Source organism: Neobacillus sp. NPDC058068, from assembly GCF_042885335.1.
Taxonomy (GTDB): Bacteria; Bacillota; Bacilli; order Bacillales; family Cytobacillaceae; genus Neobacillus.
Window position 1 is genome coordinate 13,707 of sequence record NZ_JBHVSI010000017.1, and the last position, 14,329, is coordinate 28,035.

Consider the following 14,329-nt stretch of genomic DNA (forward strand, 5'->3'; position numbering starts at 1 on the left):
TATGAGTCATCAAGAATCCTTAACAGCTTATATTGCTGCCTTTGTGGCAGAGCTTTATTCTTCAGGAATAACCGATGTTGTCGTCAGCCCTGGTTCGAGGTCTACTCCGATGGCAATGGTGATGGCCGAACATCCTGAATTAAAGGTCCATATTCATGTGGACGAACGTTCGGCTGCTTTTTTTGCCTTAGGAATTGCCAAGGCGACAAACAGGCCAGCTGCCATTCTTTGTACATCAGGTACAGCTGCAGCGAACTATTTTCCGGCGATTGTCGAGGCACATTCCTCCCGGGTCCCGCTTGTGGTTTTGACGGCAGACCGGCCCCATGAACTTAGAGAAGTTGGCGCACCCCAGGCAATTAACCAAATCCATTTATATGGGCAGCATGTGAAATGGTTTGCCGAAATGGCTTTACCGGAGAAAAATAGGGATATAATCCGTTATGCCCGGACCGTTTGTGCACGGGCAGCAGCCATGGCAGCCCAGGCTCCCGCAGGACCTGTCCATTTGAATTTTCCATTCCGCGAACCGCTGATTCCGAAGCTGGATGAGGAGCTTTTTCAGCTGGAGGAACGGCCAAATGGATATGTAAAGGTTCAAAACGGAGACTTAACGTTAGAGGATAACCATTTTCAAGACATTGCTGAGAAGCTAAAAGGGAAAGAAAGGGGAATTATCGTTTGTGGTAACTCGGCCGATCATCGATTCGCTGAAGCCGTAACTCGGCTTTCCGAGGCGTTAAACTTTCCGATTTTAGCGGATCCGTTGTCACAACTTCGAAGCGGCAGCCACAGTCAGGATAATATAATTGAAACCTATGATACTTTTTTAAGAAATGAAGACGCGAAAACCTTTCTAAAGCCGGAGGTTGTTTTACGTTTCGGGGCGATGCCCATTTCAAAAGCATTATCGATTTTCTTAAAGGAAAATTACGGGGCAGAGCAATTTGTTATTGATGGCGGCGGCGGCTGGCGTGACCCGGCAGCTTTATCCACAGAAATGATCTTTTGCAATGAAACAATCTTTTGCGAACAGCTGTTAAGCTTTCTCGATACCAAATCTCCATCCGGATTTTTGCATGATTGGCAAAGCGTCAACGTGCTTACAAAAGAAAATATGTCTCTTGTTAAAGACTTAACTGAATTAAGTGAAGGTAAATTGTTCTATCAATTGGCGGATTTGCTTCCAGATGGAGCAACCATGTTTGTAGGAAATAGTATGCCAATCCGCGATTTGGATAGTTTTTTCCTCAATAATGATAAATCAATTAAGCTCATGGCAAACAGGGGGGCCAATGGAATAGATGGTACGGTTTCAACCGCCCTAGGAGCTGCTTTATATTCGAAATCCTTATATCTGGTTCTCGGAGACCTAACTTTCTTCCATGATTTAAATGGTCTTATTGCAGCTAAGCTCTACAATATTGATATTCATATCATTCTTGTAAACAATAATGGCGGCGGAATTTTCTCTTTTCTGCCACAATCTGAACACCCTAAAAACTTTGAGCTTTTGTTTGGTACACCGCTAAATCTTGAATTTGAACACGCTGTTCGGATGTTTAACGGGAAGTTTACAAAAATTAAAGACTGGGACCACTTAGACATGGAAATGAAAAACACGATTGAAAATAGTGGAATCCATGTTTTCGAGATTGTGACAAATAGAGATAGTAATCGAGACGAGCACCGCGAATTTTGGCGCTCAGTTTCCCAGGAAATATCAAATTTTGTCAATGGGGCACAGTAATGAATGTGGTTATTGACGAGATCCGCTATCATGTCGAAGTTTGCGGAGGAGGTTTTCCGCTTTTACTGCTGCATGGATTTACTGGTGACGCATCCACATGGACATCATTTTGTCATGACTGGGGTCAGCACTCGAAATTAATTGTCCCTGATATTATCGGACATGGAAAAACGGAGTCGCCCGAAAAGCTTGACCGTTATCAAATTGAATCCACTGCAAATGACTTAAATAGGATACTTGATGTTTTAGGTGTGAATCAAGTGGATTTGCTAGGTTACTCGATGGGGGGCAGGCTTGCCCTAACCTTTGCCATTTTGTTTCCCGACAGGGTGCGGAAATTAGTGTTAGAAAGTGCTTCTCCCGGCCTCTTGACAGAGGAAGAGAGAGTATCTCGTCGTATGAAAGATGCCGAATTAGCAAAGTGTATTAGAGAAAATGGCATTAATCCGTTTGTTGATTATTGGGAAGAGATTCCCCTATTTTCAACGATGAAGCGGCTTTCAAAGGACATTAATGAATCAATAAGAGCCCAGCGGTTGAACAATTCTCCTGTGGGACTTGCCAATAGTTTACTTGGTATGGGAACCGGCTCCCAGCCTTCCTGGTGGGGACCTCCTTTAAAGCAACTGGAATGTGAGATATTATTGGTGACAGGCGCAGAAGATGAAAAGTTCTGCAGAATTGCTGAAGAAATGCTGAAGGATCTAAAAAATGGCACGTGGATTGCTGTTGAAAACAGCGGTCATGCAATTCATGTGGAAGAACGGGAAAAGTTTGGTACAATAGTAAGTGGATTTTTACATAAATAAAGGAGGTTTTTATTTTGACAGTAGAATGGGTTGCAGGACGCAAGTATGATGAAATTTTATATGAAACGTATAATGGAATCGCAAAAATCACGATAAACCGCCCGCATGTACATAATGCTTTTACACCGAAAACGGTTATGGAATTGATTGATGCTTTTGCTTATGCACGCGATGATTCCAATGTTGGGGTTATTGTGTTAACTGGTGCTGGAGAAAAGGCATTTTGCTCCGGCGGCGACCAAAAGGTAAGAGGACATGGCGGTTATGTTGGCGAGGATCAGATCCCGCGTCTAAATGTTCTCGATCTGCAGCGCTTAATTCGAGTTATTCCAAAGCCGGTAATTGCCATGGTTAAGGGATATGCAATTGGCGGCGGCCACGTTCTTCATATCGTTTGTGATTTAACGATTGCCGCGGATAATGCTGTTTTTGGACAAACAGGACCTAATGTGGGCAGCTTTGATGCAGGGTATGGCTCAGGTTACCTGGCAAGAATTGTCGGCCATAAAAAGGCACGTGAAATTTGGTTCCTATGCCGCCAATACAATGCACAGGAAGCACTTGATATGGGCTTAATTAACACGGTTGTTCCTCTTGAGCAAGTAGAAGAGGAAACGATTAAATGGTGTGAAGAAATCCTTGAGAAAAGTCCAACAGCGCTTCGTTTCTTGAAAGCAGCGATGAATGCTGATACAGACGGCTTAGCAGGGCTGCAACAATTTGCCGGTGACGCGACATTACTTTACTATACAACAGATGAAGCCAAAGAAGGCCGTGATTCCTTTAAGGAAAAGCGCAAGCCAGATTTCGGCCAATTCCCGCGTTTTCCTTGATTTTAAGCTTTTACAACAGCTTGATGGTATCCATCAGGCTGTTTTTATATAAAAGAGAAGGTGCCAAAATGCAAAACGAAACAATGCCGAATTTTTTAAAGAATAGAGCTTTTCTTACCCCTGAAAGAACAGCTGTTTACTTTAAGGAACAAACATTAACATTTAGGGAACTTTATTATCGCTCTCATGAAACAGCAGGCCAAATCCAGGCCTTTGGTGTACAACAGGACCAGTATGTGGGCGTATTATTGAAAAATCATCTTGATACCGTGGTAATTTTGTTTGCCCTCCAGCTATTAGGGGTCAAAGCGGTCATCTTGAACAATCGTTTAACCCCAGCAGAATTAGTTTGGCAATTGAAAGATTCAAAAGCGGCCTTCTTGATTCTTGAAGATTCTTTTGCTGAAATCGAACAAGAAATTAACCAACAAACCGCCAGCTTGAAAACCATTACGAAAGAGCGACTTTTTCTAATGGAAGCAGCAGTGCCAGCTATTAAAGAAGAAATTTGCCTTTCGCAAATCTGTACCATCATGTATACATCAGGCACGACCGGAAACCCAAAGGGTGTCATGCAAACATTTGGCAACCACTGGTGGAGTTCGGTAGGCTCAGCACTAAATTTAGGCTATAACGAAGGCGATAGCTGGCTTTGTTCCGTTCCACTTTTCCATATTAGCGGGTTCTCGATTCTCATGCGCAGTGTTATCTATGGTATGCCGATTGTCCTCCATGAACGCTTTGATGTGGAACAGACGATTGCGGATATTTCCGGGAAAAAGGTTACGATCATGTCAGTTGTTGGAACAATGCTTTCACGGATAGTTGAAAAGCTTGAAGACAGGAGGCTTCCAGAGCATTTCCGCTGTATGCTATTAGGAGGTGGCCCCGCACCATTACCATTATTACAAGCATGTGTGAAGAAAGATATTCCTGTCTTTCAATCGTATGGAATGACGGAGTCTTCCTCGCAAATCGTGACACTTTCTCCAGAATACAGCCTAAAAAAGCTGGGTTCCGCTGGGAAGCCTTTGTTCCCGGCACAGCTCAAAATTGTCGATGATAACGGCTTACCGGCAGAAGCTGGTGAAGCTGGTGAAATCATCGTAAAAGGACCAAATGTTACACCAGGGTATTTAAATCGTCAGGAAGCAACGGAAGAAAAGTTCCATGCTGGCTGGTTTTCCACCGGAGATATTGGCTATTTAGATAAGGAAGGGTTTTTGTATGTCCTCGACCGCCGTTCTGATTTAATCATTTCCGGTGGAGAAAACATCTACCCAGCAGAAATCGAAGCAACGCTGCTAGCCCATCCTGGAGTTGCCGAGGCTGGGGTGACAGGTATTAATGATGCGAAATGGGGGCAAGTGCCGATTGCCTTTATCGTAAAAAACAATACGGTTTCCGAGGATGAGCTTCGACAATTTTGCCTAGAGAGAATTGCGAAGTATAAGGTTCCGAAGGCATTTTACTTTATTGAAGAGCTTCCTAGAAATGCGGCGAAAAAACTGTTGCGAAGACAACTCCGGGATTGGGTGGCTAATAAATGAAGATTGCCTCAGTTGAAATTTATGTGATTCAAATGCCCTTAAAGTCCCCATTTCTAACGCATTTAGGCGCCGTTAAAGACCGCGTGGGCATCATTGTAAAGGTAACCAACAATGATGGTATTTCAGGATTTGGCGAAGGTGTGGCCTTTTCTACGCCATGGTATACCGAAGAAACGGTGGAAACTAGTTTACATATGTTAAAGGATATTTTGATTCCCTTGCTGCAAAAACATCCAATTACTCGTCCTGAAGAGGCTTCACATCTTTTCAGTTCGATAAGGAGAAACAATATGGCAAAGGCAGCCTTAGAAACGGCCCTGTGGGATTTGGATGCGAAGAGCCACTCAGAGCCTCTTTCTAAAATGATTGGCGGAACACGCGAGATTATTGCTTCTGGCGTCGTAGTTGCAACTGATTCAACAGCAAAGGCACTAGAGCAAATTGAACAATATCTCGAAGAGAGGTATCAGCGGATCAAAGTGAAAATTAATCCAAATCAGGATTACTCATTTCTTGCAGAAATTCGCCGCCATTATCCGGACTTGCCGCTTATGGCAGATGCAAATTCAGCCTATACATTAAATGACATTGACCGTTTAAAGGCTCTCGATGAATTTAACTTGATGATGATCGAGCAGCCGCTGGCACATGACGATATTATCGAACACGCTGTGCTGCAAAAGGAAATCCGCACTCCCATTTGCTTGGATGAAAGTATCGTCAGCTTTGATGATGCTAGAAAAGCAATTGAATTCGGGAGCTGTAAGGTGATTAATGTTAAAGTTGGCCGGGTTGGCGGCTTGTATGAAGCCAAACGAATACATGATTTTTGCTTTGAAAGGGGAATTCCCGTCTGGTGCGGCGGGATGATTGAATTTGGCATTTCCCGTGCACATAATATTGCGCTCGCCTCACTTCCTGGATTCTCCATTCCAGGTGATATATCCGCCTCCAGCCGGTTTTGGGAAGAAGACATCATCGCCCCAGAAGTAACCGTTGAAAATGGCTACATTACCGTACCAAAGGCTCCTGGTATCGGGTTTGAAATAAATGAAAAAAGACTTCAAGAAATACTATTAACCAAGAAATCATTTGTTTTTTAAAAAAGGCTGTGTTAAAGCACATTGTTGATTTTGAGCACAATGTTGATTGGAGTGGAAGGCGCGAGACTCCTGCGGGAGCAGCGGGACAGGTGAGACCCCGCAGGCGCTTTAGCGCCGAGGAGGCTCACCGCCCGCCCCGCGAACCGCTCGCGCCTGGAACGGAAATCAACATTCACTACTTTTAACAGGGCCTTAAAAAAAGAACCAGGCGAAAAAAGATGCCTGGTTCTTCAATCATTATAGATCACTTGCTTCAAAGGTTTTACAGTCGGTTTCTTTAGTCGAATCAGCCGTTTCACCGGTATGGCTGACAACGTAGATTTTATCGGCACTGCATTTATTGCCTTTTGCCCAAAACGTGCAGTTATTCACTTCACATAATACATCTTGTGCCATTCGTATCACTCCTTAAATTTTCTGCAATACAGTGATAGCATTTGCTGAAGTCGATAACAGCATGCCCGAAAACGAAAGGAAATAGATGCGAGAATTGGCAAAGAGACCAAAATCTTTCTAGTTTAATTATTTAATGCTGTATTTAAGGTCTCAAGATTATTTTTCATTAAGGAAAAATAAGTTTCCTTATTTTTAATGTCATCTTTGGATAAAACAGCGAGATTATGAATCGGCAATGCTTTTGCACCAATTTCTTTTTGAACGACCTTGCCCAGTTTAGATTGCACGTTTTGTTCGAAAAGAATATAGTGTAAGCCCTCATGGTCGGCGACAGAAATAATTTTTTCTAGTTCCTTTTGTGTCGGTTCATTTGTCGTCGAAAGCCCTGAAATACTTATTTGTTCAATCCCGTAACGATGTTCCCAATAGCCAAACGCTGCATGGGTGACAATGATTTTTTTATGCTTCGCATTCGTAATGGTTTGCTCATACTGAGCGTTTAGATTTTCTAATTCTAAGGCAAGCTTTTGATAATTTTCAGTGAAAAGTTCTTTGTTTTGCGGCATTTTTTTAACTAATTGATCATGAATAACCGTAGCCATCTCCTTTGAATAAAGCGGATCAAGCCATACATGCGGGTTTACATCCCCATGGTGATGGTCATCATGCCCATCTTCATCTTCTTCATCTGCATGAACATCTTTTGGCAGCTGCAGCTTATCGGCAACAGGCACTAAGGTAACATTTTCGTTTTTCAACGTTCCTTTTGCTTTTTCCACAAAGCCTTCAAGTCCGAGCCCAATGTAGAAAAATAAGTCTGAATCTGCTAAGTTCATCATATCTTTTTGAGATGGTTCAAAGGTATGTTCATCGGCACCTGGAGGGTAGATCGTTTTTACATCAACATATTTGCCGCCAATCCGTTCTGTAAAGTACTGGAGAGGGAAGACTGTTGTATAGATCGTTAACTGGTCCTTCTTTGTATGTGTCTGGTCTTTATTATTTGAACAGGCGGATAATATCAGACTCAATGGTAAAAAAATAGAAAGAATAAGAATAATTTTTTTCATAAAGGCTCCTTCATGTTGTTAAATCGGTATTATTACGATTTAATGCCGAAAAATTTTTAAAAAAATAAATGTATAATACGGAACGATTCCGATTTCCCTATGTATCTTACAAAAAAAATGGGCAAAATGCAAGTATAAAATTTGAAAAAAACATGGTCTTTTATGTATGCTGAAAAAGAAAGGTGGAATTTAAATGAACAACTCATCTATTTTGAACGAAATTCTCGAACATAATAAAAATTTCGTAGAGAATCGTGAATATGAGAAGTATGAAACAACGAAATTTCCTAATAAGCGGATGGTTATCCTTACTTGTATGGATACACGATTATTGGAATTATTGCCGAAGGCCTTAAACCTGGGAAATGGTGATGCCAAGCTGATTAAAAATGCTGGAGCGCTTGTTTCACACCCTTTTGGAAGTATTATGCGGAGTATTTTGATTGCGATATATCAATTGAAGGCAGAGGAAGTTTTAGTTATTGCTCATTATGATTGTGGAATGAGCGGCTTAAAAGCAGAGCCCGTGATTGAGAGTATGAAAGAACGAGGAATTTCCGAAGAAACGATTGATACGCTAGATTATTCTGGTATCGACATTAAACAGTGGCTTCATGGATTTGATAATGTGACAGAGAGTGTAGAGCATAGCGTTAACATTATTAAGCATCATCCGTTAATGCCGAATGGTGTTCCGGTACATGGATTGGTCATTGACCCTAAAACAGGAAAGCTTGATCTCATTGTTGATGGTTATCAGGCGTAGGCTTTTTCTCTGGAACCGGGTCTAAACCACCTGGATGAAAAGGATGGCATTTTGCTATCCTCTTAATGGTAAGCCAGCCGCCCTTTAAAGCACCAAAGCGCTGAACTGCTTCTAAGCCATAATGCGAACAAGTAGGATAAAATCGGCATGTTGGTGGTTTTAAGGGTGAAATGACGACCTGATAAAAACGAATAATGGATAGAAAGCCTTTTTTCAACATCGAATGATCTCCTTCTTTCTGATTACTTACAAGATAACATAAAAAATATTTTTCGGCTAAATTTTTAAATTTGATTAAGTAGATGAAAAAACTCGGAATTTATAGTATGATAGGGAATAGATGATAAAAGGAGTGATATTCATGCCTTCAGTTGAAAGTTTTGATTTAGATCATAATGCCGTGAAAGCCCCTTATGTAAGACATTGCGGTGTCCATAAGGTAGGAAGTGATGGCGTTGTTAATAAATATGATATTCGTTTTTGCCAGCCAAATAAACAGGCAATGAAGCCTGATGTGATTCATACACTTGAGCACCTGCTTGCCTTTAATCTGCGCAACCATTCCGAGAAGTATGACCACTTTGATATTATTGATATCTCGCCGATGGGCTGCCAGACTGGGTATTACCTAGTAGTCAGCGGTGAGCCGACTGTGGAGGAAATTATTGATCTTCTTGAGGATACAATGAAGGATGCAGTTGAAATTACCGAAATTCCAGCGGCAAATGAGCGCCAATGCGGCCAAGCAAAGCTCCATGATTTAGAAGGTGCGAAACGATTAATGCGTTTCTGGCTTGAGCAAAGCAAAGACGATTTAAAACAAGTATTTGCCTAATAATATGAAAAATTCCTATTCGCTAAGAATAGGAATTTTTTTACGCCTTCTTTTGGTCTTGGTCTTGTTCCGTCAACTCTTGGTCGACATATGGGTTATTTTCTAATGGATCAACTGTATGTTTATACGTATAGGCTTTTGAAGTGGTAATAACCGCGAGAAGCAAAACGACAATGATAATAATAATACTAACTACTAATATCGCATACAACATTTTCTAGTGCCCCCTTTACCACTACATTGTAACATGAAAAACTCATATATTAAGTACAAAAGGCATAAAAAAGGAAGCTGTTTTTAAGCTTCCTCTGAATTTGGTATGTAAAATCAATGAATATTTCTAGGATAGTAAGTATTCGTGCGTTGTTGACCGTACTCTTCTTTGGCGAATTTCCCTTTTAAGCTCTCAATTAGGTATAAACCCATTAAGTCATAAAGTTCTTGTTTATCCATTTCTTGAATTAAGGCAATCAGGTCTTCTTGCGACATCTCTTCTAAAAAGGCAAAGGCAAGCATATCAATATCCTCTTCATCGCCGGTAAGCTTGTTCCGGTACATTTCATATAATTCATCGACTAATTTCAATTGCAGAACCTCCTAAATTTTTACTCATACTTATTCCATTCCCTTAAAAAGATAAAATAATTCCTCCATTTCACATTGGGAATTAACTGAAAAATCTGTTTTATTGATTGTATTCTATTATAGCGTATTCATTTCTAAAAAATGAGTCGAATTTTGAAAAAGAATAAATTTTATCTGTTTGTGGATTAATAAAAAGAAAAGGGGATGACATAATGGCAGAGCAGAAGAAAACCTATTATATAGATGTTGGAACTGGGGGAATATTCCAAAGTGCCACAGGTTCGACTTGGAGCTATAAAATACAAGCAACTGATGAAGAAATTATCGAGCTTCGTAATTTGTTTAATCAAAACTATTCGACTGAGTGGAAAAACTTTTTCAGAGCACATATACCTTATCTTGAATATCACCATGACCGTTTAAACGATGCGTACGACAGTACGATTCAGCAGGTGTATGGCATGCTCCATAAGCTTGGTGATGATGAAGCCAAAAGCCATATTGAAAGTATGAATATATTGCCTTATGGAGATTAACGGCTAGAAGGAAAATCTAAATTATTTATGGGTTTTCCTTTTTTTCGTTTATAATTAGAGCATTAAAAATATGAGGCAGGTTTTGAAATGTTACAGTTTTTGGATGATAACGGGAACAAGGTGGAACTGTCATTTGCGCAAGTCGCATTTCAAGAGGAAGCAAAACATGTTTTGGTTATTTGCCAATTTGGAGAAGGATGGCTTTTAACCAATCATAAACAAAGAGGACTTGAGTTTCCTGGCGGCAAAAGGGAAGCTGGCGAGACCCTTGAGGAGGCCGCAAGACGTGAGACCTTTGAAGAGACCGGGGCTATTCTTGCTGACTTGAACTTTTTGGCGCAGTACAGAGTTCAAGACGAAAAGGGTCCCTTTGTAAAGTCTGTTTTTTGGGGGAAGGTTCAAAGGGTAGATGAAACAAGCAATTACTACGAAACAAATGGCCCGGTTACCATCAAAGGCGATATTTTACAATTGCGGTTCGGGGATGAATACAGCTTCATCATGAAGGACCGAGTCGTTGAGGAATGTATAGCCCACATTCAAATGCTGCAAAACGAAAAAGAATAGCAGGGAGCTCGCGCCAAACCGCTATTCTTTGATAAGTTTTTTTTCAAGAAGTTCAACGAGCTGGTACATAATCGTAGCGATAACAGCAATTACTAAAAGTGATAAGAACACGAGGGTAAAGTTAAAAACTTGAAAGCCATAAATAATCATGTACCCAAGGCCGCGGGATGATACAAGGAATTCTCCAACGATGACACCGACCCATGACAAGCCGACATTCACCTTTAAGGTTGAGATAATTGTTGGAAAACTTGCCGGCAAAATCGCTTCCTTAAAGCATTGAATGCGGGAGGCTCCAAACGTTCGGAGCACCTTTACATAATTGGGATCGACCTCTTTAAATGAGGTATAAACAACGATGGTGGTAATGATAACCGAGATAATCGCACCCATGGCAATGATTGAAGGGTACCCGGGAGTAAGCGCGACAATTAATATCGGACCAAGTGCTACCTTGGGCATGGCATTAAGGATTACCAGGTAGGGGTCAAGGATTTTTTGAAGCAGCGGCGACCACCAGAGAACAGCTGCTAAAATGGTGCCAAGTAATGTACCAAGAATAAAACCAACAATCGTTTCGGTCAGCGTTACACCGGTATGTGTCAGTAACGACCCGTCTTGTATTTTATTCAAAAATAAATGCCAGATTTTAGACGGCGAACTGAAAATCAGCGGGTCAATCCATTGCTTTTGACTCGATAGTTCCCAACTGGAGAAAAAGACGATAGAAATGACGGCTTGATAAAATCGCACCCGCCATCGCTCAATTTTTAACGATTGGATGTAATTTTTATGGAGGAGTTCTACCTTATTCTTCTGCTGATTCAAGGGACTCCAACTCCTTCCATATCGTTTGAAAGATACTAGGGTATGTTTCATGATTCCTTGCTTCAAACGGAGATATCTTCTTTAATTCCTCTGGCATGGTAAAGGTTTTATAAATTCTTCCCGGACTCGGTGAAAGCAAAAAGACACGATCGCTCATGGCAATGGCTTCCCCGATATCATGGGTAACGAGAATCGCCGTTTTGCCGAATTCAGTTAATATATTGGAGACTAGATCCTCTAGCTTTAGCTTTGTTTGATAATCGAGCGCGGAAAAGGGCTCATCGAGCATCAGTAGTTTTGGCTCTGTAGCTAGTGTCCGCACCAAAGCAACACGCTGCCTCATCCCGCCTGATAACTGCTTTGGCAGCTGTTTCTCCACTCCGGTCAAACCAATTTGCTTTAATAACCCGAGTGCTGCTGACTTGGTTTTTTCATTTAATTGCTTTGACAGCTTCAGACCTAATAAAATGTTCTCATCAATCGTTTTCCAAGGGAACAAATAATCCTGCTGCAGCATATAGCCTATGTCATTTTTGGCAGTCGAAATCGGTTTGTTTTCCAATAGAACAGTTCCAGTGGTCGGTTTTAGTAAGCTAGAAATGATGGAAAGCAGTGTCGTCTTCCCACAGCCACTTGGGCCGAGGATGGAGACGAATTCCCCTTCCTCAACCGTAAGTGATATATTGGAGAGGGCCGTGGCGGCGGTGTCTTTCGTAAAGTAAGTATGGTGAATATCCTGAACTGTTAAGAAGCTCATAAAAACGGCCTCCCTTCCTGTTTATTTTTTCATGACTTTTTCGGCAAAATCGGTATTGACGAGCGTTTTATAATCGACATCTTTCGGAAGCTCGCCCGCTTCATTCATAATATTTTTCAAGTTACTCCACTCTTCTCCATCTAAAATGGGGTCTGTTGCAAACGAGCCTTGACTCTTATAGCGCTCAACAACGGTTTTCATAATTTCAGGGTCTGTATCCGGGAAATACGTTTCAACTGCTTTGGCAATTTCTTCTGCGCTGTGAGATTCGACCCACTGTTGCGCCTTGTAAACAGCTCTAGTGAATTTTTCAATCGTTGCATTGTTTTTCTTCATAAAGCTTTCTTTTGCCATAAAGCAAGTATATGGAACATGGCCGGACTCTTTTCCAAAGGAAGCGACAATGTGTCCTTTTCCTTCTTTTTCAAAAATGCTCGCTGTTGGTTCAAATAATTGCACGAATTCACCCGTGCCCGAGGCAAAGGCATTGGCGATGTTGGCAAAGTCAATATTTTGGATTAGATTTAAATCTTGATGCGGGTCAATGCCATGCTTCTTTAATACGAATTCACCGACCATTTGCGGCATCCCGCCTTTGCGCTGACCAAGGAAGGTTTTGCCCTTTAATAAATCCCAGGAAAAATTATCGGTTTTATCCCGGGCAACGAGGAAAGTGCCGTCTGTTTGCGTCAGTTGAGCAAAATTGATAACAGGATCGTTTGCGCCCTGAGCGTATACATAAATGGAAGTTTCTGAACCAACGAGGGCAACATCTGCCCCTCCTGAGATCAATGCGGTCATTGTTTTGTCGCCGCCGGGAGTCGTCGTCAGTGTTACGTCTAAACCTTCCTCTTTAAAAAATCCTTTTGCGAGAGCAACATATTGCGGGGCATAAAAAATGGAGCGGGTGACTTCAGCAATCCGAACTTTTTCCAATTTCTTTGTTTTCGCATTGTCATTACTGTTGCAAGCAGCTAAGGAAAACATCAGAATAGCAATTAGAAGGAAGGAAAAACTGAACTTTACTGATTTTTTCATAAAAAAATGAACCTCCTTAAATCTGGGCTGATTAACTAAGATTATCGTATGAAGCAAAAAAAAATGTGTGAATGCCCAGTTCCACAAAATTTTTAAAAAGGGATCGATACAAGATGAACGATGGAAAAATTGTGGCTATTAACCGGTTTCCTTCCCCTAATCCCAAGGTAGAATTGATGGAAATCACCTATATTTCTAATGGATTGAAAGTGAAGGGGCTGCTCGCAGAACCTAAAGATGAAGAAGTATCCGATGGCTTTCTTTATTTAAGAGGCGGGATTAAAAATGTCGGGAAAGTCCGGCCGGCACGGATTGCCCAGTTTGCATCAGAAGGGTTTATTGTGTTTGCGCCGTATTATCGCGGCAATCAAGGCGGCGAAGGGAATGAGGATTTTGCCGGAGAGGACCGAGAAGATGCGTTTGCTGCCTTTTTACTATTAAAGTCTTTACCAAAAGTTCGTGATATTCATGTCTTTGGATTTTCACGCGGTGGCGTGATGGCATTGCTAACGGGGATTCAATTTCCCGAAGTGGCATCGATTGCCACCTGGGGCGGTGTTAGCGACATGAGCCTAACCTATAGGGAACGGAAAGATTTACGAAGAATGATGAAAAGAGTAATCGGTGGAACGCCTGACAAGTATCCGGAGCGATATCACGAAAGAACTCCACTATATGAGCTGGAAAAATTAGCAGCTCCAGTATTAATCATTCATGGCGCTCACGATGAAAATGTATCCGTCGAGCACGCCTATCGGCTGGAAAGAAGGCTTAGGGCATTGGACAAATCGGTCGAATGTTGGTATTTTGCAGAGTTTACGCATTATTTTCCACCTACTGTAAATCGAAAAGTCGTTGAAGATTTAGCAAAGTGGATGAAAAGTCAGCACAAAAGATGGTAATATA

18 protein-coding genes are annotated in these 14,329 nt (G+C 41.5%); 10 read left to right on the forward strand and 8 right to left on the reverse strand.

Going from position 1 to position 14,329, the window contains the following annotated elements:
• The first annotated feature begins 1 nt into the window (after position 1).
• The 5 genes from menD to menC all read left to right on the forward strand — a co-directional run bounded on the left by menD (position 2) and on the right by menC (position 6,045).
• Positions 2–1,750: a 2-succinyl-5-enolpyruvyl-6-hydroxy-3-cyclohexene-1-carboxylic-acid synthase gene (gene menD / locus ACFVSW_RS19250; protein WP_387318228.1), complete on the forward strand. Its 1,749-nt coding sequence runs from the start codon at positions 2–4 to the stop codon at positions 1,748–1,750.
• A complete protein-coding gene (menH, locus tag ACFVSW_RS19255; protein ID WP_387318229.1) occupies positions 1,750–2,559 on the forward strand; it encodes a 2-succinyl-6-hydroxy-2,4-cyclohexadiene-1-carboxylate synthase in 810 nt (269 codons plus the stop codon). The genes menD and menH overlap by 1 nt, the downstream gene beginning before the upstream one ends.
• A gap of 14 nt (positions 2,560–2,573) precedes the next feature.
• Positions 2,574–3,392, forward strand: coding sequence for a 1,4-dihydroxy-2-naphthoyl-CoA synthase (gene menB / locus ACFVSW_RS19260; RefSeq protein WP_387318230.1), 819 nt, complete (start codon positions 2,574–2,576; stop codon positions 3,390–3,392).
• 68 nt (positions 3,393–3,460) lie between these two features.
• A complete protein-coding gene (locus tag ACFVSW_RS19265) occupies positions 3,461–4,942 on the forward strand; it encodes an o-succinylbenzoate--CoA ligase (RefSeq protein WP_387318231.1) in 1,482 nt (493 codons plus the stop codon).
• Positions 4,939–6,045: an o-succinylbenzoate synthase gene (menC, locus tag ACFVSW_RS19270; RefSeq protein ID WP_387318232.1), complete on the forward strand. Its 1,107-nt coding sequence runs from the start codon at positions 4,939–4,941 to the stop codon at positions 6,043–6,045. Before ACFVSW_RS19265 ends, menC begins: the two co-directional genes overlap by 4 nt.
• A gap of 237 nt (positions 6,046–6,282) precedes the next feature.
• Here the strand turns inward: menC and ACFVSW_RS19275 are convergent, their stop codons facing one another.
• Complete coding sequence (locus ACFVSW_RS19275; protein WP_024030132.1) at positions 6,283–6,441, reverse strand: DUF1540 domain-containing protein; 159 nt, start codon at positions 6,439–6,441, stop codon at positions 6,283–6,285.
• Positions 6,442–6,563: 122 nt separating this feature from the next.
• A complete protein-coding gene (locus tag ACFVSW_RS19280; RefSeq protein WP_387318233.1) occupies positions 6,564–7,511 on the reverse strand; it encodes a metal ABC transporter solute-binding protein, Zn/Mn family in 948 nt (315 codons plus the stop codon).
• A gap of 193 nt (positions 7,512–7,704) precedes the next feature.
• On the opposite strand from ACFVSW_RS19280, the gene ACFVSW_RS19285 reads away from it, so the two are divergent.
• The gene (locus ACFVSW_RS19285) at positions 7,705–8,277 is read left to right on the forward strand and encodes a beta-class carbonic anhydrase (RefSeq protein ID WP_387318234.1); all 573 of its coding nucleotides are present in this window, start codon (positions 7,705–7,707) and stop codon (positions 8,275–8,277) included.
• Here the strand turns inward: ACFVSW_RS19285 and yidD are convergent.
• The gene (yidD, locus tag ACFVSW_RS19290; protein WP_387318235.1) at positions 8,252–8,497 is read right to left on the reverse strand and encodes a membrane protein insertion efficiency factor YidD; all 246 of its coding nucleotides are present in this window, start codon (positions 8,495–8,497) and stop codon (positions 8,252–8,254) included. The two genes, ACFVSW_RS19285 and yidD, sit on opposite strands and share 26 nt — an antisense overlap.
• Before the next feature lie 141 nt (positions 8,498–8,638).
• Here yidD and ACFVSW_RS19295 point away from each other — a divergent pair, with 141 nt between their 5' ends.
• Positions 8,639–9,112, forward strand: coding sequence for an S-ribosylhomocysteine lyase (locus ACFVSW_RS19295; RefSeq protein WP_024030136.1), 474 nt, complete (start codon positions 8,639–8,641; stop codon positions 9,110–9,112).
• A 40-nt stretch (positions 9,113–9,152) separates the two neighbouring features.
• Here ACFVSW_RS19295 and ytzI read toward each other — a convergent pair whose 3' ends face one another.
• A complete protein-coding gene (gene ytzI, locus ACFVSW_RS19300) occupies positions 9,153–9,323 on the reverse strand; it encodes a YtzI protein (protein WP_387318342.1) in 171 nt (56 codons plus the stop codon).
• A 116-nt stretch (positions 9,324–9,439) separates the two neighbouring features.
• Positions 9,440–9,697 carry a DUF6154 family protein gene (locus ACFVSW_RS19305; protein WP_387318236.1) on the reverse strand — a complete coding sequence of 86 codons (258 nt, stop codon included), beginning with the start codon at positions 9,695–9,697 and terminating at the stop codon, positions 9,440–9,442.
• Positions 9,698–9,909: 212 nt separating this feature from the next.
• On the opposite strand from ACFVSW_RS19305, the gene ACFVSW_RS19310 reads away from it, so the two are divergent.
• Positions 9,910–10,233, forward strand: a complete 324-nt coding sequence (locus ACFVSW_RS19310) for a hydrolase (RefSeq protein WP_387318238.1) — start codon at positions 9,910–9,912, stop codon at positions 10,231–10,233.
• A gap of 87 nt (positions 10,234–10,320) precedes the next feature.
• Positions 10,321–10,800 (forward strand): RNA deprotection pyrophosphohydrolase, encoded by a 480-nt coding sequence (gene ytkD / locus ACFVSW_RS19315; RefSeq protein ID WP_387318239.1) that lies wholly within the window; start codon positions 10,321–10,323, stop codon positions 10,798–10,800.
• 21 nt (positions 10,801–10,821) lie between these two features.
• On the opposite strand, the gene ACFVSW_RS19320 is transcribed toward ytkD, so the two are convergent.
• From ACFVSW_RS19320 to ACFVSW_RS19330, 3 genes are read right to left on the reverse strand one after another with little or no spacing between them, the layout of a single operon-like run.
• A complete protein-coding gene (locus ACFVSW_RS19320; protein ID WP_387318240.1) occupies positions 10,822–11,628 on the reverse strand; it encodes an ABC transporter permease in 807 nt (268 codons plus the stop codon).
• On the reverse strand, positions 11,609–12,385 hold the full coding sequence (locus ACFVSW_RS19325) for an ABC transporter ATP-binding protein (protein ID WP_387318241.1): 777 nt from the start codon (positions 12,383–12,385) through the stop codon (positions 11,609–11,611). Before ACFVSW_RS19325 ends, ACFVSW_RS19320 begins: the two co-directional genes overlap by 20 nt.
• A 21-nt stretch (positions 12,386–12,406) precedes the next feature.
• Complete coding sequence (locus ACFVSW_RS19330) at positions 12,407–13,423, reverse strand: ABC transporter substrate-binding protein (RefSeq protein ID WP_387318242.1); 1,017 nt, start codon at positions 13,421–13,423, stop codon at positions 12,407–12,409.
• A 113-nt stretch (positions 13,424–13,536) separates the two neighbouring features.
• On the opposite strand from ACFVSW_RS19330, the gene ACFVSW_RS19335 reads away from it, so the two are divergent.
• A complete protein-coding gene (locus tag ACFVSW_RS19335; RefSeq protein ID WP_387318243.1) occupies positions 13,537–14,325 on the forward strand; it encodes an alpha/beta hydrolase family protein in 789 nt (262 codons plus the stop codon).
• The last annotated feature ends 4 nt before the right edge of the window (positions 14,326–14,329 follow it).

Coding starts and splice junctions, on each gene's coding strand:
- menD (WP_387318228.1), top strand. CDS start 2: ATGAGTCATCAAGAATCCTTAACAGCTTATATTGCTGCCTTTGTGGCA.
- menH (WP_387318229.1), top strand. CDS start 1,750: ATGAATGTGGTTATTGACGAGATCCGCTATCATGTCGAAGTTTGCGGA.
- ACFVSW_RS19265 (WP_387318231.1), top strand. CDS start 3,461: ATGCAAAACGAAACAATGCCGAATTTTTTAAAGAATAGAGCTTTTCTT.
- menC (WP_387318232.1), top strand. CDS start 4,939: ATGAAGATTGCCTCAGTTGAAATTTATGTGATTCAAATGCCCTTAAAG.
- ACFVSW_RS19275 (WP_024030132.1), bottom strand. CDS start 6,441: ATGGCACAAGATGTATTATGTGAAGTGAATAACTGCACGTTTTGGGCA.
- ACFVSW_RS19280 (WP_387318233.1), bottom strand. CDS start 7,511: ATGAAAAAAATTATTCTTATTCTTTCTATTTTTTTACCATTGAGTCTG.
- ACFVSW_RS19285 (WP_387318234.1), top strand. CDS start 7,705: ATGAACAACTCATCTATTTTGAACGAAATTCTCGAACATAATAAAAAT.
- yidD (WP_387318235.1), bottom strand. CDS start 8,497: ATGTTGAAAAAAGGCTTTCTATCCATTATTCGTTTTTATCAGGTCGTC.
- ACFVSW_RS19295 (WP_024030136.1), top strand. CDS start 8,639: ATGCCTTCAGTTGAAAGTTTTGATTTAGATCATAATGCCGTGAAAGCC.
- ACFVSW_RS19310 (WP_387318238.1), top strand. CDS start 9,910: ATGGCAGAGCAGAAGAAAACCTATTATATAGATGTTGGAACTGGGGGA.
- ytkD (WP_387318239.1), top strand. CDS start 10,321: ATGTTACAGTTTTTGGATGATAACGGGAACAAGGTGGAACTGTCATTT.
- ACFVSW_RS19325 (WP_387318241.1), bottom strand. CDS start 12,385: ATGAGCTTCTTAACAGTTCAGGATATTCACCATACTTACTTTACGAAA.
- ACFVSW_RS19330 (WP_387318242.1), bottom strand. CDS start 13,423: ATGAAAAAATCAGTAAAGTTCAGTTTTTCCTTCCTTCTAATTGCTATT.
- ACFVSW_RS19335 (WP_387318243.1), top strand. CDS start 13,537: ATGAACGATGGAAAAATTGTGGCTATTAACCGGTTTCCTTCCCCTAAT.